Source organism: Kitasatospora sp. NPDC101447, assembly GCF_044767225.1.
Classification (GTDB): domain Bacteria; phylum Actinomycetota; class Actinomycetes; order Streptomycetales; family Streptomycetaceae; genus Kitasatospora.
Window position 1 is genome coordinate 26,389 of record NZ_JBIWNL010000033.1, and the last position, 23,813, is coordinate 50,201.

The 23,813-nt window shown below is 73.3% G+C and carries 21 protein-coding genes; 5 read left to right on the forward strand and 16 right to left on the reverse strand.

Features of this window, described 5'->3' with window-relative positions; genetic code table 11:
• Positions 1 to 10 precede the first annotated feature (10 nt).
• The 4 genes from ACIRST_RS32640 to ACIRST_RS32655 all read right to left on the reverse strand — a co-directional run bounded on the left by ACIRST_RS32640 (position 11) and on the right by ACIRST_RS32655 (position 4,753).
• Positions 11 to 808 (reverse strand): MerR family transcriptional regulator, encoded by a 798-nt coding sequence (locus ACIRST_RS32640; protein ID WP_402806802.1) that lies wholly within the window; start codon positions 806 to 808, stop codon positions 11 to 13.
• Positions 809 to 1,265: 457 nt separating this feature from the next.
• On the reverse strand, positions 1,266 to 2,309 hold the full coding sequence (locus ACIRST_RS32645) for a 2-oxoglutarate and iron-dependent oxygenase domain-containing protein (RefSeq protein ID WP_350524349.1): 1,044 nt from the start codon (positions 2,307 to 2,309) through the stop codon (positions 1,266 to 1,268).
• A 393-nt stretch (positions 2,310 to 2,702) separates the two neighbouring features.
• A complete protein-coding gene (locus tag ACIRST_RS32650; protein WP_350524348.1) occupies positions 2,703 to 3,350 on the reverse strand; it encodes a response regulator transcription factor in 648 nt (215 codons plus the stop codon).
• Entirely contained in the window at positions 3,302 to 4,753 is a 1,452-nt protein-coding gene (locus tag ACIRST_RS32655; RefSeq protein WP_350524347.1) for a histidine kinase, read from the reverse strand. The genes ACIRST_RS32650 and ACIRST_RS32655 overlap by 49 nt, the downstream gene beginning before the upstream one ends.
• Positions 4,754 to 5,039: 286 nt before the next feature.
• On the opposite strand from ACIRST_RS32655, the gene ACIRST_RS32660 reads away from it, so the two are divergent.
• Complete coding sequence (locus ACIRST_RS32660) at positions 5,040 to 5,765, forward strand: ABC transporter ATP-binding protein (RefSeq protein ID WP_402806807.1); 726 nt, start codon at positions 5,040 to 5,042, stop codon at positions 5,763 to 5,765.
• On the forward strand, positions 5,762 to 8,164 hold the full coding sequence (locus ACIRST_RS32665) for an FtsX-like permease family protein (protein ID WP_402806810.1): 2,403 nt from the start codon (positions 5,762 to 5,764) through the stop codon (positions 8,162 to 8,164). Before ACIRST_RS32660 ends, ACIRST_RS32665 begins: the two co-directional genes overlap by 4 nt.
• Before the next feature lie 132 nt (positions 8,165 to 8,296).
• Here ACIRST_RS32665 and ACIRST_RS32670 read toward each other — a convergent pair whose 3' ends face one another.
• From ACIRST_RS32670 to ACIRST_RS32710, 9 genes are all read right to left on the reverse strand, one after another.
• Complete coding sequence (locus ACIRST_RS32670; RefSeq protein WP_402806813.1) at positions 8,297 to 9,055, reverse strand: MerR family transcriptional regulator; 759 nt, start codon at positions 9,053 to 9,055, stop codon at positions 8,297 to 8,299.
• A gap of 242 nt (positions 9,056 to 9,297) precedes the next feature.
• Positions 9,298 to 10,305 carry a DUF2332 domain-containing protein gene (locus ACIRST_RS32675; protein ID WP_402806816.1) on the reverse strand — a complete coding sequence of 336 codons (1,008 nt, stop codon included), beginning with the start codon at positions 10,303 to 10,305 and terminating at the stop codon, positions 9,298 to 9,300.
• Between the two features lie 83 nt (positions 10,306 to 10,388).
• Positions 10,389 to 11,510 (reverse strand): SUKH-4 family immunity protein, encoded by a 1,122-nt coding sequence (locus ACIRST_RS32680; protein WP_402806818.1) that lies wholly within the window; start codon positions 11,508 to 11,510, stop codon positions 10,389 to 10,391.
• Between the two features lie 161 nt (positions 11,511 to 11,671).
• The gene (locus ACIRST_RS32685) at positions 11,672 to 12,613 is read right to left on the reverse strand and encodes a hypothetical protein (RefSeq protein ID WP_402806821.1); all 942 of its coding nucleotides are present in this window, start codon (positions 12,611 to 12,613) and stop codon (positions 11,672 to 11,674) included.
• A 170-nt stretch (positions 12,614 to 12,783) separates the two neighbouring features.
• The gene (locus ACIRST_RS32690) at positions 12,784 to 13,272 is read right to left on the reverse strand and encodes an Imm21 family immunity protein (RefSeq protein WP_402806823.1); all 489 of its coding nucleotides are present in this window, start codon (positions 13,270 to 13,272) and stop codon (positions 12,784 to 12,786) included.
• Positions 13,273 to 13,306: 34 nt separating this feature from the next.
• Positions 13,307 to 13,897 carry a DinB family protein gene (locus tag ACIRST_RS32695; RefSeq protein ID WP_402806825.1) on the reverse strand — a complete coding sequence of 197 codons (591 nt, stop codon included), beginning with the start codon at positions 13,895 to 13,897 and terminating at the stop codon, positions 13,307 to 13,309.
• Between the two features lie 196 nt (positions 13,898 to 14,093).
• Entirely contained in the window at positions 14,094 to 14,666 is a 573-nt protein-coding gene (locus ACIRST_RS32700; RefSeq protein ID WP_350524339.1) for a dihydrofolate reductase family protein, read from the reverse strand.
• Between the two features lie 108 nt (positions 14,667 to 14,774).
• Positions 14,775 to 15,512, reverse strand: coding sequence for an SRPBCC domain-containing protein (locus ACIRST_RS32705; RefSeq protein ID WP_350524338.1), 738 nt, complete (start codon positions 15,510 to 15,512; stop codon positions 14,775 to 14,777).
• Positions 15,509 to 16,165 carry a helix-turn-helix domain-containing protein gene (locus ACIRST_RS32710; protein ID WP_350524337.1) on the reverse strand — a complete coding sequence of 219 codons (657 nt, stop codon included), beginning with the start codon at positions 16,163 to 16,165 and terminating at the stop codon, positions 15,509 to 15,511. Before ACIRST_RS32710 ends, ACIRST_RS32705 begins: the two co-directional genes overlap by 4 nt.
• A gap of 221 nt (positions 16,166 to 16,386) precedes the next feature.
• Here ACIRST_RS32710 and ACIRST_RS32715 point away from each other — a divergent pair, with 221 nt between their 5' ends.
• Positions 16,387 to 17,511, forward strand: a complete 1,125-nt coding sequence (locus tag ACIRST_RS32715; protein WP_402806829.1) for a hypothetical protein — start codon at positions 16,387 to 16,389, stop codon at positions 17,509 to 17,511.
• 106 nt (positions 17,512 to 17,617) lie between these two features.
• Here the strand turns inward: ACIRST_RS32715 and ACIRST_RS32720 are convergent, their stop codons facing one another.
• Both ACIRST_RS32720 and ACIRST_RS32725 read right to left on the reverse strand, forming a co-directional pair.
• The gene (locus ACIRST_RS32720; protein ID WP_402806832.1) at positions 17,618 to 18,871 is read right to left on the reverse strand and encodes a sensor histidine kinase; all 1,254 of its coding nucleotides are present in this window, start codon (positions 18,869 to 18,871) and stop codon (positions 17,618 to 17,620) included.
• Positions 18,868 to 19,542 (reverse strand): winged helix-turn-helix domain-containing protein, encoded by a 675-nt coding sequence (locus ACIRST_RS32725; protein WP_402806835.1) that lies wholly within the window; start codon positions 19,540 to 19,542, stop codon positions 18,868 to 18,870. Before ACIRST_RS32725 ends, ACIRST_RS32720 begins: the two co-directional genes overlap by 4 nt.
• A gap of 248 nt (positions 19,543 to 19,790) precedes the next feature.
• Between ACIRST_RS32725 and ACIRST_RS32730 the strand changes: the two genes are divergently transcribed.
• A complete protein-coding gene (locus tag ACIRST_RS32730) occupies positions 19,791 to 21,746 on the forward strand; it encodes a glycoside hydrolase family 9 protein (protein WP_402806838.1) in 1,956 nt (651 codons plus the stop codon).
• Positions 21,747 to 22,229: 483 nt separating this feature from the next.
• Here ACIRST_RS32730 and ACIRST_RS32735 read toward each other — a convergent pair whose 3' ends face one another.
• Positions 22,230 to 22,652: a MerR family transcriptional regulator gene (locus ACIRST_RS32735; protein WP_402806840.1), complete on the reverse strand. Its 423-nt coding sequence runs from the start codon at positions 22,650 to 22,652 to the stop codon at positions 22,230 to 22,232.
• A gap of 83 nt (positions 22,653 to 22,735) precedes the next feature.
• On the opposite strand from ACIRST_RS32735, the gene ACIRST_RS32740 reads away from it, so the two are divergent.
• Positions 22,736 to 23,563: an oxidoreductase gene (locus tag ACIRST_RS32740; protein WP_350524334.1), complete on the forward strand. Its 828-nt coding sequence runs from the start codon at positions 22,736 to 22,738 to the stop codon at positions 23,561 to 23,563.
• Positions 23,564 to 23,813 lie beyond the last annotated feature (250 nt).

Sequence of the window (23,813 nt, forward strand, 5' to 3'; positions counted from 1 at the left end):
ACCCGGGCTCCTAGGCCTCGCCGGGTTCCTCGCCCGGGTACCCGCCCGGGGCCTGGGTCATTTCCTCGTTCGGGTCCTCGTTCAGTTCCTCGCCGAGCTCCTCCCGGAGCGAGCGCTGGAACGCCGTGACCAGGGCCTGCGCCACCATCGGCTGGATGTGGTCCGTCAGCGCCTTCATCCGGACCAGCTCCGCCGGCTCCGGCTCGCTCTCCCGGTACGGCTTCCACACCGTCTCCCGGAACAGCCGCTGCAACTCCCGCGCCGTCGCCCGGCTGTGCTCCAGCACCACCTCGCGGGCCGCCAGCAGCGTCTCCAGCGGGATCGGCACGTCCAGGATCCGCACGCCCAGCGGCAGCAGGCCCGGATCCACCCGGAACACCTCCGGGTCGTCGGTCCGCTCCAGCACGCCCATCGCCGCCAGCCGCTCGACCTGCGCCGGCGACAACCCCTGCCCGGCCCGCCGCTCCAGCTGTGCCCGGCCCAGCTCCTCGGCGGCCTCCGGCGTCCAGGACGCCACCAGCGCCCGGTGGATCGCCAGGTCCAGCGGCGTGCTGTCCTCGGGCAGCCGCGCCAGGTACCGCTCGATCGCCGCCAGTGTCAGCCCCTGCCGCTGCAGCTCCTCGATCAGCCCCAGCCGGTCCAGGTGCGCCGCGCCGTACAGGCCGACCCGCCGCGGCCCCAGCTCCGGCGGCGGCAGCAGCCCCTTCGTCCCGTAGAACCGCACGGTTCGCACGGTCACTCCGGCCCGCGCCGCCAACTCGTCCACCGTCAGCCGCACCTCGCCCGCCCCGGCACCGTGCTCCCCCATCTGCTGCCTCCCGCGCTGGCACACTCCTGCTGTGACAGCAGCAGTGTGACAGTGCGGCCGGAGCGGGTCCACCGGGATGGCGCGCGGTCGGGTCGGTGGTGGTGCTCGTCGTCGGCTGTCGGGGCCGGGCGGAGGGGTGGGGGAGGTCCGCGGCGGGTGGGCACGGCGATGTCCGCGCGGGTCCACCGGGATGGCGCGCGGTCGGGTCGGTGGTGGTGCTCGTCGTCGGTTGTCGGGGCCGGGCGGAGGGGTGGGGGAGGTCCGCGGCGGGTGGGCACGGCGATGCCCCCGCCCGTCTGCCGGGGGCAGCTTGGTGCAGGGGCGTTGCGTGCGGGTCCCGGTGGCCCGCCCGGGGCCGTCGTTCGGGGCGGTGGCGGGTGAGTGCGCCCGGGTGTGGCCCATCGGTTCGTCGGGGCCGAACCCGGGGCCACCGGGGCTTCCCGGTGGCCCCGGTCGGTCAGGCGAGGGCGGCGTGGTGGCGGCGGGTGACTTCGGGGTGGGCCCGGGTGTAGCCCTTCCACTCGTTGAGACCGAAGTCGGCGAAGAGGGGGTTGTCCGGGTCCTCGGTGGCGCCGGGGGCGTGGTGGGCGAGCGGGAAGTCCAGCGGCGCGATGTGGGCGTCGAGGCGTGGGTTGTAGAAGAACGGGACGGAGAAGCGCTCGCGGGCTCCGGGCGGGCTGACCACGCGGTGGCTGGTGGCCTTCAGGTAGCCGTCGGTGGCCACCTCCAGCAGCTCGCCGAGGTTGACGACGAAGGCGCCGGCGAGCGGCGGGACGTCCAGGAAGGTGCCGTCCTGGCGTTCGACCTGGAGGCCGCCCACGGTGTCCTGGAGCAGCAGGGTGATGAAGCCGTAGTCCTTGTGGGCGCCGACGCCCTGGCCGGCGCCGTCCGGGGCGGTGCCGGGGTAGCGGACAAGCTTGAGGCGCAGGTGGGGGTGGCCCGCGAAGGCCTCGTCGTAGAAGTCGGGGCGGGCGCCGATCGCGGTGAGGAGTTCGTGCAGCAGTCGCCGGGCGACCCCGCCGAGGTGGTCGATCCAGCCGAGCGCGGCGGTGCGCAGCGCGGGGAGCGCCTCGGGCCACTGGTTGGGGCCCTCCAGCCACCAGTACGGGGGCTCGCCGGCGCCGGGGACGTGCGGGGGCAGCTCGGCGCCGATGTCCAGCTGGTCGCGCCAGTCCTGGCTGCCGCCGGTGCGCTCGTCGCCGGTGCGGGTGTAGCCCCGGTAGTGCGGGGAGTTGAGGTTGCTCACGGCGAGCCGGTCGGCCTCGGGGAGGGCGAAGAAGGCGCGCATGGCCCGGGCGAGCGCGGCCGTCTCCTCGGGGGTGACGCCGTGGCCGACGAGCTGGAAGAAGCCGACGCCGGTGGCCGCGGCGCGGAGTTCGTCGTGCAGGCGGCGGCGTTCCTCCGGGCTGCCGTCGGCGAGCGAGAGGTCGATCACCGGGAGGGCGTCCGCGAGGTCGGAGCCGGAGCCGTTTTCGGGTACGGGCGTGTACTGCTGCGTCATGTGTGACATCCGCTGGGTCTCGTCCCGGCCTGGTCCGGTGGTCGACCGGGGGCGCCGGAGCCACGCCTGGTGCGGCGGGTGCTCCGGGAGCCGGGAGGCGGGGGCGGCCGGGTGGTGGGGCCGCCTGAGGGTGGGTGGAGCGAGGTTCAGCCGGAGCGTCGACAGGACATGCTGGTCACGCGGAGCAGGTCCACGTGGCGACGGCGAACAAGGATGAGCACTTCACCAGCTTAAATGACTGGTTCGGCGGCGGGCGACCCCCCTGCAGCGGAGGGCCGCCCACCACTTGTTGGTAAACGATCAAGTGCCGGTTCTCGGTCGAGGGCGCGGTGTCGCCGGCGGTCCCGTCAGACGCGGTGGACGGCTTCCCTCAGGCGTGGTCGGCGGCCCCCCTCAGGCGTTGTTGAGGTAGGCCAGGACGGCCAGCACCCGGCGGTTGTCGTCGTCGGACGGCTGGAGGTCGAGCCGGACGAAGATCGACGCGGTGTGCTTGGCGACCGCCCGCTCGGTGATCACCAGCTGCTGGGCGATGGCGGCGTTGGAGCGGCCCTCCGCCATCAGCGCCAGCACCTGCCGTTCGCGCGGGGAGAGGGTGGCGACCGGGCCGGCCGAGGAGTTGTGGGTGAGCAGCCGGGTGATCACCTCCGGGTCCATCGCGGTGCCGCCCTGGGAGACCCGTCGGACGGCGTCGATGAACTGGGCGCCGTCCATCACCCGGTCCTTGAGCAGGTAGCCGATCCCGCCGGTGCTGCCGGCCAGCAGCTCGCGCGCGTACAGCTGCTCCACGAACTGCGACAGCACCAGGACGGGCAGGCCGGGGTGGGCCTGACGGGCGGCCAGCGCGGCCCGCAGCCCCTCGTCGGTGAAGCTCGGCGGCAGCCGGACGTCGACCACGGCGATGTCGGGCCGGTCGGCGGCCACCGCGGCGAGCAGCTGGTCGCCGTTCTCGACCGCCGCGGTGACCTTCATCCCGCTGGCCTCCAGCAGCCGGGTCAGGCCGTCCCGGAGGAGGAAGAGGTCTTCGGCGATGACAACGCGCACGGGATCTCCAGGTTCACGATGGTGGGCCCGCCGGACGGGCTGCTGATCGCGAGCACTCCGTCGAAGGCGGCCAGTCGGCGTTCGGTTCCGCTGAGACCGGTGCCCCGGGACGGGTCGGCGCCGCCGCGCCCGTCGTCGGTGACCGATATCCGCAACAGCCCGTCACTGTGCCCTATCTCGATCCAGACGCGCGAGGCGCCCGCGTGCTTCACCACGTTGGCCAGGAGCTCGGTGACCGCGAAGTAGGCGGCCGACTCCACCGGTGCCGGTGCCCGGCCGGTCAGGGTGCCGGTGAAGGTGACCGGCAGGGGCAGGTCCAGCGCCGTCGCCTGCACCGCGTCGGCCAGTCCGCGGTCGGCGAGCACCGGGGGGTGGATGCCGCGGACCAGGTCCCTCAGCTCGCCCAGCGCCTTCACCGAGGACGTCCGGGCCTCGGCCAGCAGCGGGGCCAGGGCGTCCGGGTCGTCCTTCAGCTGCTCGGCCACGGTCAGCAGCATGCCGAGGGCCACCAGCCGGGCCTGCGCCCCGTCGTGCAGGTCCCGCTCGATCCGGCGCAGTTCGGCGGCCCCGGCGTCGATGGTGTCCGCCCTCGTCCGAGCCAGGTGGCTGACCTGGCTGGCGAGTTGGGCCCGCCGGGAGGGCCCGAGCAGGGCCCGGGCGGCCTGCTCGTGGATCCGCAGGACCGACGGGGCGGCCCACAGGGCGGCGGCCGGCGCGGCGTACAGGCCCATCACGTAGATCACGCCGAGCGGGAAGAACGGCCCGTTCCGGCCGAAGACCTCCAGGGCGACCGGGGTCAGCACGACGACCGCGGCGGTGAGCAGCACCGTGAAGCCGGTGAGCAGCGCCCAGAGCAGGTCACGCCAGGTCGCCGGGTCGGCCAGCCAGCCGCCGGCCCGCAGCCGCTGCCAGGGGCCGGTGACGCCGGGCACGCGGTGGTACGGCACCGGGACCGGCCGCCCGCTCCACTTCCCGACCACCCGCCTGCTCTCTCCCGCGATCCAGCGCGCGCCGAACAGCGCGAGCATCAGCAGCGCGGGCGACAGCCAGAGCGAGACGGACCGGCCGCCGGGCGCGGCGCCGCCGTAGAGGTGCGTCGCCATCACCGCGAGCGCGCCCGGGGCGAACAGGGCGGCGCCGACGGCCCGGCCGCCGCCTCCGGTGGCCCAGCAGAGCGCCCAGAGGGCGACCACTCCGAACGGGACCAGCAGGATGAACGGGCCGCCCGGCCCGAACCGCCCGGACTCCTCCGGGCCGAACAGCGCGGAGGCCAGCAGCAGCGGCCCGGCCAGCAGCGAGACCAGGCCCGTCACGGCCAGCGTCACCACGTACCAGGCGCGTACGCCGTCGACGCAGGCCCGGCCCACCCGGGCCGTCACGTCCGTCACCGCCTGCACACCCATGAAGCGCCCCCTCGCCGTCCCGGAGCCTCCGCCCGGGGCTTCGAAGCCCTCGGTCCCGGAGCCCCCGCGGGCCCTGCGGACCCGGTTCCGATCTTTACGGTGGCTCAGTCTGCCGGGCCGCGGCGGCCGGCGCTCTAGGCCTGGACACCCAGTTCGGGGTGTATCTGGATACACCCCCAAGACGCCGTCCAGACGGTTGGCCGGGCCCCCGGGCCGGTTCGTAGCGTCGTGTCCCGTCAGCCGGTCCGGGGCCGCCCGGGGCCGGACCGAGAACCGTGGAGGGCCAGTGAACGCGCCGATCATCCGGATCCGCGGCGTCAGCAGGACGTACGACCGATCCGACGCCGCCCGCCCCGCCCTGGCCGGGCTCGACCTGGAGGTGCGGGCGGGCGAGGCGCTGGCCGTGCTCGGCCGCTCGGGCAGCGGCAAGTCCACCCTGCTGAACCTCATCGCCGGCCTCGACCGCCCGAGCGAGGGCACGGTGGAGGTGGACGGGGTGGCCGTCCACGGGCTCGGCGAGGCCGCGCTGGCCGAGTTCCGGCGGCGGCGGATCGGCATGGTGTTCCAGTTCTTCAACCTGCTGGACGACCTGAACGTCGAGGACAACGTGCTGCTCCCGGCCCAGCTCGCCGGGATGCGGCGGGAGCCGGCCCGGGCCAGGGCCGACGAGCTGCTGGAGCGGCTGGGGGTGGCCCGGCACGCCAGGGCGTTCCCCGGCCGGCTCTCCGGAGGCGAACGCCAACGGGTCGCGGTGGCCAGGGCGTTGATGAACCGTCCGCCGGTGCTGCTGGCCGACGAACCCACCGGCGCGCTGGACACCACCTCGGCCGCCGACGTCCGCGACCTGCTGCGCGGGCTCAACGCGGAGGGGCAGACGATCGTTCTGGTCACCCATGACACCGGGCTCGCCGACTCCTGCGCGGACCGGACGATCGAACTGCTCGACGGCCGCCTGGTCCGGGACAGCGCGGCCGTACCGGCCCCCGGCGAGCGGAGCGGGGTGGACGCATGAGCGCCCTCGGCAAGGTGGTCCGGGCCGGGGTCGGCCGCAAGCGGGTGCAGACCCTGGTCATGGTGCTCACCACGATGATGTCCGTGACGGCGTGCATCCTCGCGGTCGGTCTGCTGGTCGCCGCCCGGGGCCCCTACCAGCGGTCCTTCACCGACCAGCACGGCGCGCACCTCAACGTGCTCTACGACCCGACCGCGGCGAGTCCCGACCGGCTCGCCGCGTCCGCCCACGCGCCCGGTGTCACGGCCTCGGCCGGCCCGTACCCGGCGGTCACCGTCCGGCCGCGCTCGGGGGAGGGCACCGAGCTGCCGCCGCCCGGCAGCCTGCTCCCGCCGATGACACTGGTCGGCCGGGCGCAGGACGGCCCGCTGGACGGTCTGCGGATCACCACGGGCCGCTGGGTCGCGGGCCCCGGCGAGGTGGTGCTGCCGGACGGCCGCTCGCCGCTGGCCGTCGGCGACGGCATGCAGTTCCCCGACCTGCCGGGGCACCCGACGCTCAAGGTGGTCGGCCTCGCCTCCTCCGTCTCCTGGAGCGCGGACGGCTGGATCGCCCCCGAGCAGGTCGCCGGGCTGACCGCGCCGGGCACCACGGCCGCCGCCCAGTACCTCTACCGCTTCGCCCGCGCCGGCACCGATGCCGAGGTGGAGGCCGACCACGCCGCGCTCGCCGCCGCGGTACCGGCCGGCGCGCTCGTCCGGGCGACCTCCTACCGGCCCGCCCAGCAGGAGGCCGACCGGACGGCCTCGACCTTCGTTCCGTTCGTCACAGCCTTCGGGGTGCTCGGCCTCGCCATGTCGGTGCTGATCATCGGCGTCGTGGTCAGCGGCGCCGTCACCGCCGCCACCCGGCGGATCGGCATCCTCAAGTCCCTGGGCTTCACCCCGGCCCAAGTGGCGCGCGCCTACGTCGGCCAGGCGCTGATCCCGGCCGGCACCGGCACGGCGCTCGGCGTGCTCGGCGGCAACGTGCTCTCCGTACCGGTCCTCGGCATCGCCCGCAAGGCACTGCGCGGCGGCCTGCTCGGCATCCCGTTCTGGGTGGACCTCGCCGTCCCGCTGGCGGCCCTGGCCGCCGTGACGGGCACCGCGCTGGTGCCGGCGCTGCGGGCCGGACGGCTGCGCACGGTGGAGGCGCTCGCTGTCGGCCGGACGGCGCCGGGCGCGAAACGGGCCGCCGCCCTGGCCGCCCGGGGCGGACCCGGCGACGCCGGAGCGCCGGGTCTGTCGGCGCGGGTCCGACATGGCATAGGTCGGCTGCCGGTGCCGCGCTCACTGAGCCTCGGGCTGGCGAGCCCGTTCAACCGGACGGGCCGCTCGGCGACCACGGGGGCCGCGGTGGTGCTCGGCACGGCCGGCGTCACCCTCTGCGTCGGCCTGACGCTCTCGCTCGGCCTGCTGCAGGAGGGCCTGGAGGCCGGGCGCGGCGGCAAGGTCGTGGTCCAGGCCCCGATCGAGGGCGGCACGAAGCCCGCCGAGCAGGTGGACGAGGCGGCCGTGGCCCGGGCGATCGATGCCCGCCGGGGGACCGGGGCCTGGTACAGCAGCGTCCCGGCGCAGGCCGCCGTGGCCGGGAACACCGGCCGCTCCGAGGTGGTCGCGTTCAGCGGTGACGTCTCGCGGGCCGGCTATCAACTGGTCTCCGGCCGCTGGTTCGGCGGCCCCGGCGAGGTCGTGGTCGGATCGGCCTTCCTCCGCGCCAACCAGGCGAAGGTCGGTGACACCGTGACGCTCACCGACCACGGGCGCACCACCCCAGCGAGGATCACCGGCGAGGTCCTGGCCACCGAGGACTTCGTGTACGTGGACCGCGCCACGCTGGCCCCGCTCGGCGGCGCCGTCGCCGCCGAGGCGATCGCCTTCCACATCGACCTCACCCCCGGCACCGACCCGAAGACGTACGCCGACGCGCTCGACGGCGCGGTCCGGCCGATGGGGCTGAGCGCCGAGCCCGGCGAGCAACACGTCAACATCGTGGTGCTGGCGATGAACACCCTGGCGGGGGTGCTCACCCTGCTGCTCTCCGCCGTCGCGGGGCTCGGGGTGCTCAACACGGTGCTCCTGGACACCCGGGAGCGGGTGCACGACCTCGGGGTGCTCAAGGCGCTCGGGATGTCGCCCCGGCAGACCGTCGGCATGGTGCTCACCTCGGTCTGCGGCAGCGGGCTGGTGGCCGGGCTGATAGGGGTGCCGCTCGGGGTCGCGGTGCACCACTGGGTGATGCCCGCGATGGCCCGCGCCGCCGGGATCGGCGTGCCCGACGCGGACCTCGGCGTGTTCGGTCCCTCGGTGGTGGGGCCGCTGGTCCTCGGCGGCGTGGCGCTGGCCCTGCTCGGCGCCGCCCTCCCCGCCACCTGGGCGGCCCGGACCCGGACGGTCACGGCCCTGCGGACGGAATGACGACGGGGGACGAACCCGGCCGGGCGCCCTTCCACCGGCTGACCGGTGGAAGGGCGCCCTGCAGGGGGCCGCTGACCCGGAGCGGTCGGCCCACTCCGGCGGGTTCGGCTCACCCGGCGTGGCCGGCCGCACTCAGGTCAGTCGCGCCGCCGCGTACGCCTCCATGGCGGCCCGCTGGTACGCGGCCAGGCCCGGGGCGATGGCCTCGTAAGCGGCGCTCCACCGGTCGTTCTCGGTGCAGGAACGGGCGATCGCCAGGTACTCCTCCACCGGGACCGGCCGGAGGGTGCCGAGCATCCGGTACTCCTCGTCGATCGTGCTCTGCACGGGCTCGGCGTCGGCCGGGTGGCCGGCCGCCAGCAGTTCGGCCAGGTGGATCATGCGTGCGGTCCGCTCGCGCTGGCCGGCCTCGATCTCCTCCGGGCTCATCGCGGCCGTCGCGCGCCGGGTGGCCTCGATGTGCTCGGGGAAGTCCCGCAGACTGGCGTCGACGTCGGCGGGCCGGATGCCCTCGAACAGGTTCTCGGGGCGATTGATGGTCATGGGCGTGCCGTCCTTCCGAAGGTGTTCCAGGTCGGCGATCGTGCGGGAGACGGTGGCGGCCAGGGCGTCCAGCCGGTCGCGTTCGGTGACCAGCCGCCGGTGGTGGCCCCGCAGGGCGTCCAGCTCGTCCACCTGGTCGCCCAGGATCCGGGCGATCTCGGGCAGCCCCACGCCCAGCGCCCGCAGCACGAGGATCTGCTGCAGCTGCAGCAACTGCCTTTCCTCGTAGTAGCGGTGGCCGTTGGAGCCGATCCGGGCCGGCGGCAGCAGGCCGATCTCGTCGTAGTGCCGCAGGGTCCGGGCGGTCACCCCGGACATCCGGGCCACTTCCGCGATCGGCCAGGCCATGGCCGCCTCCCCTCGCTCCCGGGTCCGTTCCCGGGTTCCACGTTCGTCGTACCGGGCCGGTTCTTCCGGCCGTGGTCACGACGGTAGAAGTTGCCGCTGCGACAGCTTCAAGTCCGGACTCGCCGGCGTCCGCCGGAGCCGAGCCGGCCACGCGCCCGAGCGGCCGCTTCCCGTCCGAGCCGAGCCGGCCACTGCCCGTCAGAGCCGGGCCTCGGCGGCCCGCCCCGCCCCGCCCGCGGCGCCTATGCGTCGCCGAACCAGTCCAGCGACTGCCCGTGCGGCCCGGTGAAGGCCACCGGCCGCTCGTCCAGGGCGAGCGCGAACAGCCCGGATCCGGGCGGGGCCGGGCGGGGCAGGCGCCGGGCGACGGCCGGCAGCACGGAGACCGCCTCGTTGGAGATCCAGTGCCCGGGCAGCTCGCGCACGGTCGTCGCGAACTCCTCCCGCGCTTCCGGCGACAGGTACGCGAGGACGGCGCTGTGGAACACCACCGGGGTGGCCCCCGTCGGCACCTGCGCCGCCAACTCCCGTATCGTCGCGTTGAGATCACCGCGCACCAGCAGCGGAGGCTCGGCGCGGGCGACCCGCACGGCGCCGCGCAGCCGGTCCAGCCGGTGGGTCTGCTCCGGCCAGACCAGCGACTCCAGCCAGCGCACGTCCTCCTCGGCCCGGACGTCCAGCGGGTCGAGGTCGATCCCGGCCCGCCACACCACCTCCGGCAGCCGCTCCTGCAGGGTCGCGGGGAGCGGCACCGGCCCGCTCACCGCGCAGTCCAGCGTCACCGGGCTCGCCGCGGCGCCGAACTCGGCCACCGGGGCGCCGCCCGCACCGTCGGCCGGCAGGTACCGGTAGCGGTACCGGTCCGGGTACAGGCAGAGCCCGGCCGAGGCGCCCACCTCGATCAGCGCGAGCGGCTGCGGCAGCGTCGCCAGCAGCGGCAGCAGGGTGGCGCAGCGGCCCGACTCGTTGGTCTGCGTCCGGCGCTCCAGTATGGTGGCCGACGCCTCGTCCCAGTGGGCCGTCACCCAGGCGCGGAAGGCCGGCCAGCCCTCCGTCACCGGGCCGCCCAGGTGGCGGACGGCGCCGAACAGCAGGTTCGGCTGCCGCTTGGCGGCCGGCAGTCCGTCCAGCAGCGCGCGCACCTGCCGGTCCTCGGCGACGCGTTCGGCCAGGTCCTGGTAGACCGCCGAGTTGCCGCGGGCCTCTTGCTCCGCGAAGCCGCGGTAGAGGTCCCCCGTATCGCTGTGCATTTTTGTTCGCCCTTCCGGATGATCAGAATCGGCCCGGCGTAGGCCCGGTCGCTGCGCAGTGGCCGACCGGGCGGGGAGCGGTGTCACCCCAGCATGCCGCCCATGTGCCCGTCCTCGGCGAGCAGCCGCCAGGAGCAGCCGGGCGAGGCGAAGGCCTCCGGGTCGACGGCCTCCACCAGCCGGTCCACCACCGTGCTCAGCAGCGACTGCGGGTCGAACACCGCCCAGGTGTCGTGGCCCCGGCCGTAGTCCCAGCGCTCCCACTCGACGCGCAGCCGTTCGTACGTCCAGAGGGCGTAGAGCAGGGCGGACAGGTCGCGGTTCAGGTACGCCTCGGGCTGGCCGTCGTCGTACCAGTCGGGCAGCTCCAGGCGGCCGGTGGCGCCGTCCAGGGCGATCGTGAGGTCCGTCGGCCAGTCCCCGAGGGCGATGAAGTCCCGCTGGTACGGGCGGTCCTCCTCGCCGTCGAAGTACTCCGGGTACGCCTCGCCCATGGTGACCAGCGGCTCGTCGCACACCCCGAACATCGCCCCGCCCAGCGGCAGCCCGACGTCGGTCAGCAGCCGCCGGGTCGGCTCGTGCACCAGGGCGGCGGGCAGGTGCTCGGGCCGGAAGCGGTGCACCCGGCCGGGGCCGTCGTCCTCGTCCGTCAGCGCCGCGAGCTCCGCCACCAGCTCCGGGCCGACCTCGTACGCGGGACCGCCCGGACCGCCCGGCAGCGCACCCCAGCCCAGCGCGTGCACCAGCAGCGCGGTGCCCCAGTGCGCGGGCGGAGTGGAGCCGTGCGCGAACAGGCCCGGATCGACCTCCCGCATCCGCTGCTCGGCCCGTGCCACGACCTCGGCGACCACGGCCGGGCCGCGCCGTCCGTCCAGCGCCTCTGGCCGCCGGGCCGCCTCGGCGACGGCCTCCACCTCCCGCACCAGGCCGGCCAGTGCCGTCAGGTCGGAGGCCAGCAGGTCCCGTCGCGGGCCGCCGTTGTCCAGGAACACCTCACCGGTCGCCCCGTCCAGCAGGACGAGGTTGCCGAGGGCGGCGAAGGGCGTGCAGTAGTCCGTCTCCCCGAGGACGAACAGCCGCTCCGCGTCCGCCGGGAACGGCCGCACTGCGCCGAACTCCAGGAACGCCCCCGCGGCCGGCAGCCCCTCCCGGGCCAGGAACTCCCGGCTCTCGGCGTGCACCACGCCGCCCGGCGAACCCGACACCTGCTCACACCCCACGTACCCCACCCCTCCCCGGCCCTGACCCCCAGACCCTAGCGGCCCGGCCCGACATCGCCGCGCGGGTTGTCGCCTCGGGCCGTTGCCGCGGGTCGTCGCCGCAGGTCGTCGCCGCGGGTTCCGGCACCCCGCCCGGGGCCGGTCGGCTACACCCCTGCCGCCGGGTCCACGTTCCACACCTCGGGCAGGTCCGCGTCGCAGCAGGCGCAGGCGTAGTGCTCCTCGCGGACGAGGTTGACCGTGGTGCACCCGGGGCAGCGGCGGAAGACCGCCCCGTACGTGAAGGCGCCCGGGTGCGGCAGGCCGATGCGGGTGAGGGCGGCGGTCACGGCGGGCCAGGAGGTGGTGTCGGGGCAGTAGCCGGTGGAGTGGTTGCTGACCGTCTCGACCTCCCAGCCTCCGCCTCCCTCCGACCGCCGGAACCCGATCTCCCCGGCGCTCAGCACCAACTCCCCACCCGCGCAGGCCACGTGCTCGCTGCGGCGCGGGGCGAGCAGCAACGCGCCGGACAGGTCGACCACGAAGGTGAACGGCTCCGCCGACTCCTGCGCGGTCCGGCCGCCCATCCAGGCGGTGAACTCGTCGGCCGTCCGGACCGGTCGACCGCCGGGCCCGCCGGCCTCCCGCAGCTCCGGCGGCCCCACGTACCGGTACGCCCGGCCGAAGCCGTTCGCGACCTCCGCCGCAATGCCCCGCTCGGCCAGCCGGGCCCGCCAGTACGCCATCTCGACGGCCGTCCCGGCGAGCTCGAAGTTCCTTAGTCGGTCGAGGAGTTCACGTGCCTGCGGCAGCGAGGCCGCCGAGCCCTCGCGGAGCGCGCGCAGCGCCGCGACCGGGTCGGCGAGCGGTCCGGTGAGCCGGAGCCGGGCCGGTCCGTGGGTGGTCAGCAGCGCTGCGCGGACGTCCTCCGGCAGGTCCTCCGGTCCCGAGTGCTCGCACAGGTGGGCGTTGCAGTGCGGGCAGGAGCGCTCGGCGTCCCACCACAGGTCCCGCCCGTGCATCAGGAACTGTCCGACGCTGCGGACGGCGGTGCCCCCGCAGTCCCAGCACTGGACGGCCATCCGCACGCCCTGTTCCGCCTCGGTCATGCCCGCACTCTACGGTGGCCGGGGGCGCGGCGGAGCGCGAGGCGTACCCGCCCACCTGCGGGAACCTGGGCGGCCGGGGACGGTGGCCGGAGCCGGAGCCGGAGCCGGAGCCGGAGCCGGGGCCGGGGCCGGTGAGGGACGGTGGCCGGGCCGGAGCCCGCCGCCTCCGGTCAGCCGCCGACCGGATCCAGCCGGACCAGCACGACCTGGGCCTGCTCGTCCGGTTCCACCCGGGCGGCGCGGACGCGCCGGCGCCCGGCGGGCAGGTCGAGGCGGAGCCGCCCCTCGGTGGCGGACTCCCCGCCCGTCCATCCGGCGTCGAACAGGTACACCGGCCCGTTCCCGACCTCCCAGGTCAACTCGGGCTCCCACTCGGCGAGTTGCAGCGCCCGCGGCAGGGCGGCGAGGATCGCCTCCTCCGACTCCGCCGCCATCCATCGCAGCAGCAGTCCCCGCTCCGGCAGGTGGGTCGTCGACAGCGGCCCGTCGCCGAGGACCAGCGCCTGTGCCCCGCCGACGTCCAGCAGCCCGACGTGACCGTCGACCCCGCAGGCCCGGTCGTAGTCCGCACCTTCGCTGCCGGTCCACGCGCCCAGCGCCGCCTCGGGGACGAGCACCAGCGGCCCGCCCTCGGAATCGATCCACTCCACCCGGTCCATCCGGGCACCGTACCGGGGGCGGACGACCCGCGGGTCAGGCGAGCCCGCCGGCCTTCCGGGCGGCCTGCTCCACGCGGTCGTGGTGGGCCCGCCACCAGTCCGCGTCGCCCTCGGCGGTGTTGATGCCGTCGGGGCGCTGGCCGACGGCGCCGTCCACGAGTTCGCGGACGAGGTCGGCGTGGCCGACGTGGCGGTGGCTCTCGGCGATCATGTGGACGAGCACCCGGTGCAGGGTCTGCTCGGGGCGGTCGCCGAACGGCAGTCGGCCGGTCGCGTCCAGCGGCAGGGCCTCGATGGTGGCGTCCGAGTGCGCCCAGACCCGCCGGTAGCGCCCGACGATCTCCTCGGTGCCCTCCTCCGCCCGCGCCCACAGGTCGCCGTTCGGCTCGGTGTCGCCGATGAACCACAGCGGGGTCGGCTCGGGGAAGGGGCGCCCGAAGGTGTCGCCGAAGTACATCGCCTCGGCCCCGGTGAGGTGCTTGACCAGACCGAGCAGGTTCGTCCCGGTGGGGGTGAGCGGGCGGCGCAGGTCGTACTCGGAGAGGCCGTCGAGCTTCCAGAGCAGCGCGTCGCGGGCGTCCTGGAGGTAGATCCGGAGGTCGGTCTTGTCGTCCGTCGCAGTCATGCGACCAGTCTGTCGACGAGCGGAGGTCTGTCCACCGGTTTCGGCCGCCTGCCGCCGTCGCCCGTAGCCCGTCGCCCGCTGCCCTCCGCCTGCCGCCGCCGCCCGCTACCGCACGCCCAGTGCAGGAGCATTGACGAATTGTCAGGCCCGATGCCCGTCCGACCGTGATCCGATCGTCGATCCCCCTGCGGGGCCGTCAGCGGACCACGTCGAAGACCTGCTTCTGCAGGCCGTTGTCGTAGGCCGCGTACTCGACCAGCTTCAGCTTCTGGGCGTCCTTGTCCGTGGCGCTGAACAGGCGCTTGCCCGCGCCGAGCAGTACGGGGAAGACGAGCAGGTGGTAGCGGTCGATCAGGCCGGCGTCCGAGAGGGCCCGGTTCAGGGCGGCGCTGCCGTGGACGATGATCGGGCCGCCCTCGGTCTCCTTCAGGGCGGCGACCTCGTCGAGCGAGCGCAGGATGGTGGTCTCGCCCCAGTTCGGCACCAGGTCGTCCTCGGTGAGGGTGGTGGAGACGACGTACTTGGGCAGGGTCTTGTAGCGGGCGAAGTCCGCCATGTCCGGCCACACCGGGCTGAACGCCTGGTAGCTGACCCGGCCCAGCAGCATCGCGCCGGCCTCCTCCTGCTCCCGCCCCTTGATCTCGAACGCCTCGGGGACGAACTCGATGTCCTTGAAGGTCCATCCGGCGTTCCGGTAGCCGGGCTCGCCGCCGGGGGAGTCGACGACGCCGTCGAGCGAGATGAAGGCGGTGCTGATCAGGGTGCGCATCGGTGGTTCCTCTGTTCTTCGTACGGGTGCGGATCGGGGGGCGTGCAGACGTGCAGACGTGCAGATGGGCGGGCGGTCCAGCGGTCCAGCGGGCGAGCGGTCAGACGGTCAGGCGAGGAGGCCGGTCAGCCATTGCTGCCAGGAGGCTTCGGCCCCCGCCGGTGCCGGGCCGAAGAGGTGGTGGAACATCAGGACCAGGCCCGAGCCGTGGTGGAAGGTGTGGAGCCCGTCGGCGGTGCGGACCGCCAGGCGCTCGTCGTCCGCCCAGACCACCTCGCCGTCCAGCGGCGGCAGGTCGGCCGGTCCGCCGTGGGCCCGTGCACCGACGGTGACCGGCAGGGGCAGTGACAGTGCGTCGGCGAGGACCGTGCGGACCTCCGGCTCCGGCCGCCCGGTGGACGGCGCCGCGGCGAAGACGGGGGTGGCAGTGCGCCCGGGGAAGTGGGCGAGGTACTCGCGGAGCGTGTGGAGGTGGAAGGGCCAGCCGCGGCGCAGCGCGTCGTACTCGTCCTGCCAGTCGTCGCCGAGCAGGCCGCTGTGGACGACGCGGAGCACGGTGGCGGCGCCGTCCCGGCCCTCGATCAGGTACTCGAAGGCCATGAAGCGGCCGTCCTCGGCGGTGGTCGTGCGGGTGGCCAGGCGCTTGCCGGGTTCGTAGGCGGTGATCACCGCCTCCTCGCGGTGGCCCCCGACCTCCATGGCGGCGGTGCCGCCCTCGCGCGGGTCCAGCTCGTTGCGGCCCATGAACCAGGAGTCGATCCCCGGTCCGGTGGCGATCGCCTCCCAGACCTGTTCGGGGCTCGCGGGCAGGGAGGTCTCCAGCTCGATCTCGAACGGGTGGGTCATCGCGGGTTCTCCTGGTTCGGCTCGTCCTCGGGCTGTTGCGCGTCGGTCCCGGCCGTCTCCGCCGCGGGCCGTGCTGCCGAGGGGATCTGGTGGAGTCCGACGACCACCCGGTGGCTGCGGCCCCCGGGGGCGGACTCGTCGTGGTAGCGGCTGACGAGGGCGGCCACGGCCTGGGCCAGTTCCTCGGCGAAGGCCGTCCGGTCGGCCGCGGAGGCGAACCGCACCTGGGCGTCGATGCCGAAGGTGGCGACCCGCCGCCGGGCGCGGGCGGCGCCGGTCAGCAGGGTCCCGACCTCCTGGACGAGCCGGGAGCCGAGGGCCAGCAGCCAGCGGGCGGAGAGCTGGTCGGGGGAGCGGTCGGGGTCCGGGCTGACGGCGGCGAGGACGCTGGGGGAGATCACGTAGGAGGCCGCGGTGGCGCGGTAGACCCGTTCGGTGACGTTGCCCTTGCGCCGCTCCTCGGCGAGTTCGACGAGCCCGTGCCGCTCCAGTTCCTTCAGGTGGTAGTTGACCTTCTGCCGGGGCAGGCCCAGGCGGCCGGCCAGCATGGCGGCCGAGCCGGGTTCGGCCAGGGCGGCGAGGATCCGGGCCCGGATCGGGTCCAGGGACGCCTCGGCCGCGGCGGGTTCTTCGATGACGGCGACATCCAGCACCCCTCCAGGGTTCATCCGACAAAAAAATTTGTCAAGGAAAAAACGCTTGTCGGTAGCCCGGTCGGCCGAGTGGTCCCGCCCGGTCGGCCGAGCGCCGCCGCCCGTCCACTGCGGGCCCGCCGCCCGTCCGGCGGTCGCCCGCCGCCCGCACGGCGACCGGCAGACCGCGGCCGGTTGGCAGCACTGGTGCCGCACACACTTGGCCAGCGGCCCGCCCGCTGGTGCCAGACTTCGCCCACTTCAATGCCATCGACGGTCACCTCGACCAGCAGATCGCTCGCATCGATGAACGAGCGCGGTTCGCCATCGGGCTCCCCCACGACGTGAGGACCTGCACCGCCCTGCTGCTGTTCGCCGACACGCTCACCCACGGCACCCACCCTGACGCCCTTCCCTCAGAACTCGTCCCGCCCCTGCCTGCGAAGTTCCGACAACGCGCAGCCCACCTCGTTCGATCCGCTTCCCCCGGACTGAGGTCCGCACTCTCGCGCCTCCGAGAACCTTTGGTCCGCACTCGCCAAGGCCGCGTCGGCGCATACGCCCAGGAGTCCAATCGCACCGGCGACTTCGAACCCCGCCACGCCCCCCAACGACTCCCTGACCACTGGCTCGCGGAACTGCATGACCTGGCAAACCCCCTCGGGCTCCACCTCCAGCGGGACGCTGCCATTCGTCTGATCCAGACGGTCCACGACACCTCACGCCTCCAAGCAGGCCAGTTCCTCGGCCTTCCAGCCAACAGCGCACTCGCCGCAGGAGTTCACGTCACCTCCTGGCTCAGAGACGGTGGCAAGGCAGCCCAATACGCCCAGGCGGTTTCCCGGATCGCAGACCGGCTCACGACAGAGCCCCTGATCGACTACCGCCACCGCCGCGAGGCCCTGCACGACTGGGCACTTCCGGAAGCCGACTGGAACCTCCTCGTCGCGGACATCATCCGCAACCGCAGTACCAGCTGGACGAGCGAGGAACACCTCACAGGAACGATCTACATCTGGGCACAGATCACCAGCAGCGAGCCCCGCCTCCACCCAGTCTGCCTGCAAGTCCCCAGCGGGCGCTCACGAGCTCTCGTGCACATCTGGAACGTGATCCAGAGACCCACCCCCCAGCTTCGCGAACTCAGGACCGCACTCGACCACTACAGCCATCACCTCGCCACGCAGCTTTTGAGGACCGGCACCGCACAACCGGGCAGCAGGGCGGGTCACCTGCGCAGCGACTGTCCTGTGCCACCGAACTTTGAGCACGCGCCATCGGAGCTTGATCGTTCGGCCACTGTGCCGGGACACGTTAGTTGCCACCTGGACACGCTTGTTGTCACCGCTGGTGTCCTGGCGCAATGAAGCTGACTGTGCCGAAGCACGACACCTGCCACATCGGCACGCAAACTGTCACCAAGATCGATCTGGGCAGCACACAACGCTCGATGATCGGGCCGGGCGGGGCGGCTCAGGTGTTGGTGTGCTGGGGCAGCAGCAGCTCGGCCAGTGCTCCGCCGCCGGGGGCCGGGGAGAGCTGGGCGGTGCCACCGTGGAGTTCGGCCACCCAGCGGACGATGGCGAGGCCGGTGCCGGTGCCGGTGCTCGCGGGCCCCGTGACGCGGCGTTCGAAGACTCGCTTCCGGTCCGTGGCCGGGACGCCGGGGCCGTGGTCCCGTACGGCGATGCGGCCCTGGGTGACGCTCACCTCGACCGGGGTTCCGCCGCCGTGCCGCAGCGCGTTCTCCACGAGGTTGCGGACGGTCTGGGCGAGCAGTTCGGGGTCGCCGTTGACGATGGCGGCCTCGGTGGTGAGCGTGACGCCGGTGTGGTCGGGGAGTTCGTCGACGGTCTGTTCGACGAGCTGGTCCAGCCGTAGTGGGGTCAGCTCGATGTCCTGGGTGCCGGCCTCGACACGGGCGCGCGCCAGCAGGCCGGTGACCAGGCGGCCCAGGCGGTCGACCAGCCGGACGGCCTCGTCCAGGGCCTCCGATGCCCGGATCGGCGTGGTGCTGCCGTTCTCGACCACCAGCCGCAGGGTGGCCAGCGGGGTGCGCAGTTCGTGGGCCGCCTCGGCGAGGAACTGCTCCTGCTGTTCGAGTCCCCGCAGGGCAGGTCGCATGGCCCGTCCGGACAGGAGATGACCGACGGCGGCTGCGGCCAGCACCAGAGCCGCGCAGCCCGCGGCCAGCCAGTGCAGCAGCCGGGTGTGGGCGGCCAGTCCCCGGGCGGGGTCGGCGCCCACCAGGACGGCGGCGCCGATCCTGTCGTCGTCCCAGATCGGGGCTGCGGCCCACTGGTATTCACGACCGTCGACCTCGGCGCTGACCAGGACGGTCTCCTGGTCGTGCTGGACCTGCTGCCAGATGTCGTCCAGCGTTTCCTGGCCCGGAAGAGCGGCCCGGGAGTCGCGTGCGTAGCGGATCTGCGGGCGGGCGTGCTCGGGTGCCTGGATGACGCCGAGCTTCTCGGCGCTGCGGGCCAGGTCGTCCTCCGACAGCGCGTCGAGGTGCAGGGCGCCGCCGTCGTAGTACAGCGTGCGGGCGAGTCCGTCCGCCCGGTGGCTGACGCCGTTGTCGAGCTCGTCCGTCCGGGACCGGCCGTCGGTGCGCACGGCGATGACGGCGAGCACCAGCAGGCAGGCGGCGGTGGTCGCGGCGAACAGCAGGGTCATCGCCCAGCGGGCGCGGTGCAGGCGCGCGACGGCAGGGGTGCGCGGCGTCACAGGCCGGTGGCCTGGTCGTCGATGCGGTAACCGACCCCGCGCACCGTGTGGATGAGCTCGGGCGGGCCCAGTTTGCGCCGCAGCTGGCCTATGAGGACGTCGACGACGTTGGAGAGCGGTTCGGCCTGCTCGTCCCAGCAGCGTTCGATCAGGTCGGTGCGGGTGACGACCTCGCCGGCCCGCAGCATCAGGACCTCCAGAACGGAGAACTCCTTCGCGGTGAGGGTCAGCAGCACGCCCGCCCGCCTCACTCGGCGGCGCGGCAGGTCGAGTTCCAGGTCGCCGACCCGCAGTTCGGGCAGCCGTGCGGGCTGGCCGCGGCGGCACAGGGTGCGGACCCGGGCGCTGAGTTCGGCGAAGGCGAACGGCTTGACGAGGTAGTCGTCGGCGCCGTGCTCGAAGCCGGCCACGCGGTCGGTGACCGCGTCGAGGGCGGTGAGCAGGAGGACGGGCAGGGTGGAGCCCTGCGTGCGCTGGGCGGCGAGCAGGGTGAGCGCGTCGCCGTCGGGCAGGGTGCGGTCCGCGATGAGGCAGTCGTAGGTGTTGACCGCGAGCTTGAAGTCGGCCTCCGCGAGATCACCGGCGAAGTCGACGGCGAAGCCCGCTTCGCGCAGGCCTCTGATGATCACGGGGCCGAGTTCGGGGTCGTCCTCAAGGACAAGTACACGCATGACGGGCGAGCCTACTGGGTCGAAAAGGGCACGAACGCCGCCGTAGCAGTGCTTAACCGTTATGTCCGGCCGGTGTCCCGGGCGCGAGCGCGTCACGCCGGTGCCGGCGGGACTTCCGCGTGCGGGGCGGGGGGGCGGGGGCGGGGGTGCCCGTCGGAGGACAGGGGAAGCGGGGGCGTCAGGGCCGCCGGGGCGGCTGCCCGGTCTTCCTCATGTTGGCCTCATTCGCCGGCTGAGAGCGTGCGGGCATGGCAAAAATTCGCACTCGTGTCATCGGTATCACCGCCGCAGGCGTGGCCGCTTCGGTCGTCGCGGTCTTCTGTATCCAGTCCGCTCAGGGGTCGGACGCCCTGGCGGGAGGTCCGCGCGCCGAGGTCCGTGTGGACCAGGTCGGTTACACGCCAGGAGAGACCAAGCATGCCTACCTGATGACCTCACTTCCTGCGGCGGCGACGGCGTCCTTCCGGGTACGTGACACAGCCGGGCACGAGGTGTTCAGCGGCAAGGTCGGCGCCTCCACCGGCCGGTGGAACGACACCTACCGGAACGTTCACATCCTTGACCTGTCCGGCCTGACCGAGCCCGGCGACTACCGGGTGGAGGTGGCAGGGCGCGTCAAGGCGGTCTCCCCGCAGTTCCACATCGCACCCGCCGGTGAGCTGTTCGGCAAGCTCATCCAGGACAACATCGGCTTCTTCCAGGCCCAGCGCGACGGGGCCGACGTCGTAACCGCCAGGCTGCGGCGCCAGCCCTCCCACCTCGCGGACCGCCAGGCCACCGTCTACGGCACCCCCGCCTACGACGAGGACGAGAGGGTCCTGACCGCGCCCCTCAAGCCGGTCGGCGGTCCGGTCGACGTCTCCGGCGGCTGGAACGACGCGGGTGACTTCCTCAAGTTCACGCACACCGCCTCCTACTCCACGGCCAGTCTCCTGCTCGCGCAGCGGACCACGCCGGTCGGCGGGAAGGAGCTGGCCGACGAGGCCCGTCACGGGCTCGACTGGCTCGACAAGATGTGGGACGACAAGTCCCGCACCCTCTACGTCCAGGTCGGCCTGGGCAAGGGCGACACGGACGACGGCTCGGGCAAGATCCGCTCCGACCACGACGACTGGCGCCTGCCCGAGTCCGACGACGCCCTGCAGGTCAAGCCCGGCGACCCGAACTACATGATCAAGCACCGCCCGGTCTTCCGCGCGGCACCCCCCGGCAAGCCCATCAGCCCCAACCTTGCCGGGCGCATGGCCGCGACCTTCGCCCTGGCCGCACAGCTGGACGCCGCCGACAACCCCGAGCTGGCACACGAGGAACTGGAGAAGGCCGCACACATCTACGCACTCGCCGACACCGCTCCCGGCGAGCACCTCGTCACCGCCTTCCCGCACAGCTTCTACCCCGAGGCGTCCTGGCAGGACGACATGGAATTCGGCGCCACCGAGCTGGCCCTCGCCGCGCGGGCCCTCGACGACGGCCGGGCGGCCGGCTGGACCAAGCAGGCCGGCCACTGGGCCAAGCAGTACACCGCCTCCGACACCCTCGGCACCCTCGGACTCGGCGACGTCAGCGCACTCGCGCACGCCGACCTCGCCAAGCTCCTTAACTCCGGCGCCCAGACCACCGAGGCCACCCGCGACGACCTCGTCGCAGACCTCAAGCGCCAACTCAACGACGGCAGCTCCCGCGCGGCCAAGGACCCCTTCCGCGCCGGCGCCGTCTACACCGACTTCGACTCCGTGCCCCACACCTTCGGCCTGGCCGCCACCGCCCAGCTGTACCAGCGCGTGACCGGCGACTCCCACTACGACGCGTTCGCCACCCAGCAGCGCAACTGGACGCTGGGCGCCAACGCCTGGGGCTCCTCCTTCGTCATCGGAGCCGGCAGCACCTTCCCGCACTGCCCCGAACACCAGCCCGCCAACCTCGCCGGCGACCTGAACGGCGAAGGCGACATCCTCCGGGGCGGCGTCGTCAACGGTCCCAACGCGGCCGAGAAGCTCAAGGACCTCAACTCCTTCCCCGGCATGCGCAAGTGCCCGACCAACGACGGCAACCCCTTCGCCGCGTTCGACGGCCGCGGCAGCGGCTTCATGGACCACGTAGGTGCCTGGCAGACCGTCGAATCCGCAGACGACTTCACCGCCACCGCCCTGCTCTCCTTCACCCTCTCCGCCGCACCGCAGGGCCCGGAGTCCGCCCTCACCTGACACCAAGCAACACGCCGCCACGCACCAGAGACAAGCTGATGTAACAGCCGGAGCGAGCCGACCCGCCCTGCATGCACGCGGATCAGTGAATGTCGCCGCGTCGAAGCCGCCGACGGCGGGTCCCGCGCACAACGGACGGCCTGCCCGCACACTCCGCAGGACGGGGCCCATCACCATCGCGTTCGGCCAAGAGTTCCGGAAGGTTGCCAACTGTCCGGACCGGCCCTCCCGCCGCCCCGCCGTCCCGCACCGGGAACCCGGCGGGGCGGTGCCGTCCGCAGACCCCTCGGGCACCACCTCGACCCCAACCCGAGGATCCGCGAGCAGGCCGCCCAACAACTGGTGACAGCCATTTCGAGTACCAGCCCTGGTGACAACTACCATGCGCAAACGGTGACAACCTCCATGCCTCACAGCGCAGCTTGCCCAGGACGTCGGGTCCCGCAGGTGACAGGTATCGCGCTTCGGCACACTGACGGATGCTCAGTCTGAGCATTGCTTGGTATCCGGGTGGGATGGGTTCCACAGGCGGTCGGCTTCGCCTCGGGCGAGATGGTCCTCGTAGATCCGCACCTTGTCCCGCATCACGTCCAGGGTCTCCTGCAACTCCCGGATCTGCGCCTCCACGTGGTCTTGGTGTCGGCGCAGCAGCGCAAGCCGCTCGGCTTCGTTGCCCGTGCCCTGGCAGGCCAGCTCGATGTACTGCCGGATCACCGGCAAGGACATGCCGGAGGAACGCAGCTTCGTACAGATCGCCAGCCACTCCAGATCTTCCTCGTGATAGATCCGGCGGCCGTTGGACAGGCGGCGTACGGGGTTGGCGAACAGGCCCTCCCGCTCGTAGAACCGCAGCGCGTGCACGCTCAGCCCACTGCGCTGCGCCACCTCTCCGATGCTCAGGTCCATGAGTGCCCCTCCCGCGTAGCTGTTGATCTAGACCCGACTCTAGGACCTAGCGTCGAGCCGTCCGCATCGGAAGAGGAGAGAACATGAGCGTTTGGTTTGTCACCGGGGCGTCGCGGGGGCTCGGCGCGGAGATCACCCGTGAAGCACTGGACCGAGGGCACAGCGTGATCGCCACGGCGAGGGACGTGTCGGCGGTGCTCAAGGCGTACCCGCAGAAGCCGGATGGACTGCTGGCGGTGAACGTGGACGTGACCGAACCGGGGCAGCTGACCGCTGCCGTGGAGGCCGGGCTGGCCAGGTTCGGCCGGATCGATGTCGTGGCCAACAATGCCGGTTACGGCCTGGTCGGCGCGATCGAGGAGACCTCGGACGAGGCCGCCCGGGCGCTGTTCGACGTCAACGTGTTCGGCGTGCTCAACACCTTGCGGGCGATCCTGCCGGCCTTGCGCGCCCAGCGATCCGGGCACGTCCTGAACATCGGCTCCGTGGGAGGTTTCGCCACCGTACCGGCGGCAGGCCTGTACGGCGCGTCGAAATTCGCGCTCGAAGGCATCTCCGAAGCACTGCACGGCGAACTGGCCCCGCTCGGAGTCCGCGTCACGATCATCGAGCCGGGCGGCTTTCGCACCGACTTCCTGAGCAGCTCCAGCTTCCACACCGAGCCGGCCACCATCGCCGACTACGCCACGGCCGCAGGACCGGTGCGCGAGGCGCTGGCCCACTACGACGGCCGCCAGCCGGGCGACCCGGTGAAGGCTGCCAAGGCCATCGTCGACGTCACCGAGACCGCCGAGCCGCCGCTGCGCCTGCAGTTGGGTGCGGACGCGGTCGAGCGCGTCGAGGCGAAGCTGGACCTGGTGCGGCGGGAACTCGACCAGTGGCGCCACGTAGCACTCTCCACCTCCATCTGACAGACGTCAGGCGCTTCGCCCGCGACCTCAGGGCCTCCACCTTCGCGGGCACTGGGTCCAGGCCGAAGCCGGCGGCCATCTCCTGGCATGTCAGGGGCCCTTGACCGGGCCGGTTCCGGTCGGCCAGGGCCCGCAGTCTGCGCTGCTGGCCCACCGACAGCGCCGCCCAGGACAGCTTCCGTCTCGTCCCGAGCCTGGAGGAACCGGTCGGCGATCGCGAGGACTGCTCCGGTCGTGAGGGTGTCGTCGG

Coding starts and splice junctions, on each gene's coding strand:
- ACIRST_RS32670 (WP_402806813.1), bottom strand. CDS start 9,055: ATGGCCTGGCCGATCGCGGAAGTGGCCCGGATGTCCGGGGTGACCGCC.
- ACIRST_RS32740 (WP_350524334.1), top strand. CDS start 22,736: ATGAGCGTTTGGTTTGTCACCGGGGCGTCGCGGGGGCTCGGCGCGGAG.
- ACIRST_RS32705 (WP_350524338.1), bottom strand. CDS start 15,512: ATGACCCACCCGTTCGAGATCGAGCTGGAGACCTCCCTGCCCGCGAGC.
- ACIRST_RS32690 (WP_402806823.1), bottom strand. CDS start 13,272: ATGGACCGGGTGGAGTGGATCGATTCCGAGGGCGGGCCGCTGGTGCTC.
- ACIRST_RS32695 (WP_402806825.1), bottom strand. CDS start 13,897: ATGACTGCGACGGACGACAAGACCGACCTCCGGATCTACCTCCAGGAC.
- ACIRST_RS32640 (WP_402806802.1), bottom strand. CDS start 808: ATGGGGGAGCACGGTGCCGGGGCGGGCGAGGTGCGGCTGACGGTGGAC.
- ACIRST_RS32645 (WP_350524349.1), bottom strand. CDS start 2,309: ATGACGCAGCAGTACACGCCCGTACCCGAAAACGGCTCCGGCTCCGAC.
- ACIRST_RS32735 (WP_402806840.1), bottom strand. CDS start 22,652: ATGGACCTGAGCATCGGAGAGGTGGCGCAGCGCAGTGGGCTGAGCGTG.
- ACIRST_RS32730 (WP_402806838.1), top strand. CDS start 19,791: ATGGCAAAAATTCGCACTCGTGTCATCGGTATCACCGCCGCAGGCGTG.
- ACIRST_RS32685 (WP_402806821.1), bottom strand. CDS start 12,613: ATGACCGAGGCGGAACAGGGCGTGCGGATGGCCGTCCAGTGCTGGGAC.
- ACIRST_RS32675 (WP_402806816.1), bottom strand. CDS start 10,305: ATGCACAGCGATACGGGGGACCTCTACCGCGGCTTCGCGGAGCAAGAG.
- ACIRST_RS32655 (WP_350524347.1), bottom strand. CDS start 4,753: ATGGGTGTGCAGGCGGTGACGGACGTGACGGCCCGGGTGGGCCGGGCC.
- ACIRST_RS32665 (WP_402806810.1), top strand. CDS start 5,762: ATGAGCGCCCTCGGCAAGGTGGTCCGGGCCGGGGTCGGCCGCAAGCGG.
- ACIRST_RS32725 (WP_402806835.1), bottom strand. CDS start 19,542: ATGCGTGTACTTGTCCTTGAGGACGACCCCGAACTCGGCCCCGTGATC.
- ACIRST_RS32700 (WP_350524339.1), bottom strand. CDS start 14,666: ATGCGCACCCTGATCAGCACCGCCTTCATCTCGCTCGACGGCGTCGTC.